The 1,922-nt window shown below is 42.4% G+C and carries 2 protein-coding genes; both read right to left on the bottom strand.

Annotated features, from left to right (window positions below):
• Positions 1 to 843 (bottom strand): BCCT family transporter (locus tag LD39_RS20480; protein WP_035553024.1); only part of this gene is annotated, 843 nt, incomplete at its 3' end.
• A 193-nt stretch (positions 844 to 1,036) separates the two neighbouring features.
• A partial coding sequence (locus tag LD39_RS20475; protein WP_035553021.1) for a carbohydrate binding domain-containing protein occupies positions 1,037 to 1,922 on the bottom strand: 886 nt, incomplete at its 5' end.

The following is a 1,922-nucleotide window of genomic DNA, read 5'->3' as shown; positions in this document are numbered from 1 at the left end:
TGTAAACATGTTCAAAATATGAAGCGTCGGTCCGACAACGAATAACAACAAGAGCAAAAAGAATCCTAGTCCCATATTAATATTGCTCAAATACTTAATCCCTTTATGGATGCCGGAATAAGCGGAAGCGATGAACAGAACTGTAGCTACCCCCAAAATAATCAACTGAAATCCGAAGTTACTCGGCGTGTTGAATAAAAACGATAACCCCTGATTGATTTGAGCAGATCCAAATCCAAGCGTTGCCGCAACTCCAACAACCGTTGCGAATACAGCTAAGGTATCCACCAGCTTGCCAGAAAGACCGTTCATTCGTTCTTCTCCAAACAAGGGAACCAGCGTTGCACTGACTAATCCAGGATAACCTTTGTGAAATTTGAAGTAAGCGAGTACTAAAGCAACGATTCCATAGATCGCCCACGCCGAAACGCCCCAGTGAAAAAAGGAATACTGCAAAGAATCCTTGATGGCCTGATCTGACCCTAATTCCGCACTTGGAGAACTTTTGAACGCGTGGGAAATCGGCTCTGCCGTTGTCCAGAACACCATTCCCATCCCCATCCCTGCACTAAATAGCATGGCGAACCACGTTGGAAGATTGAAATCAGGCTTTTCTACTTCTTTACCTAATCTCAAATGGCCAAATCGGGAAAAAATCAAGTAAACGCAAAATACAAAAATGAAAGCAACAAGCAGTAAATAGTACCAGCCAAATGTATCTGATATGTAAGTAGTGACTGTACTGGAAACAGATTCTAGATTGGCAGGAGCAACGACTCCCCAAATAACAAACACGGAACATAAAGTAACAGCGTTCCAAAACACTGCAGTGACGTTTTTCATAAATCCACCTCTTCTGATGTTGTAACAATCACCTCGCTGATTTGATTGCAATACTGTACTTACCACCCGCTAAAAACTGGTAAACTACTTTTTACTTTCCCAGAATATATTTCAAATAGACGAACTTGCCTTTTAATTTTTTTCACAAAAAAAACACGATCCTTGTATAAGAATCGTGTTTTTTATCTGTAATTTATTTAACTTCAAGCGAAACATCATCGATGGAAATTTCATGGCTGTCAGCGACTTGCCCCATTAGGAACTTCAGCGAGGCCATGTCATCCGCTGTCATATTCCATTCTAACTCGTACGTCTGCATCTCATCTGTTAAGGATACGACCCTACTAAAGTAACGTTGGTAAGCTGCATTCTCAATCGTAACCTCGATGTCTCTTGGCAAAGTAGATTTGGCTTTAAACGAAAGAATGTATGTCGTGTCTTGGCTTAATGAAAGACCCGGTTGCTCTACTAGAACACTCCACTTTTCGTTTCCTGCATTTTCGATATCCACATTTAACATTTCATCAATGGTAGAAACATCAGCATTGGCATCAAAGTGAATGTATGGAGACCAGGCTTCAAGTCCGTTAGCAAAATCTCCATTCTTCAATGGCTGTAATTCTACTGGATTGGAGGTTTGCACGAGGCTTACATCATCCAAATAAACCGCTTCGGATTGACCTCCGAGCTTGAACCATAGCTGTGATTCTAAGTCAGTTGTGTTTTCTGGCATTTGGAACGTAATGGTGTGAGGCTTCATTTCTTTCGTTAACTGAATCGGCTCTGCATTCGAATAACTAACTGATCCATCCTGGCTGACGAGATCCACCTGGATGCTTCTCTCTTCCTCCGCCCGGGCATGGAAAGTCAGTTCGTAGTCCTGGCCCTCCTGCAGTTGAACTCCTGTTTGTTTGAAAAGAATGTCACCAGAATCATCGCCTTTTTGTAAAGGCTCGATTTTTGCTTCGCGCGTTTCTGCTGATACGTTTACTTCGGCTGAAGCTCCTTCTTGGGAAGTCAATTCCCAATAGTTCAAACGGGTCATATCCCCTTGATCGAACGTCCCATTATAGATGCGG

Origin of the sequence: Halobacillus sp. BBL2006, assembly GCF_000786645.1 — a bacterium.
In the GTDB taxonomy this organism is placed as follows: domain Bacteria; phylum Bacillota; class Bacilli; order Bacillales; family Halobacillaceae; genus Halobacillus.
This window is presented reverse-complemented; position numbering and strand designations above follow the sequence as displayed.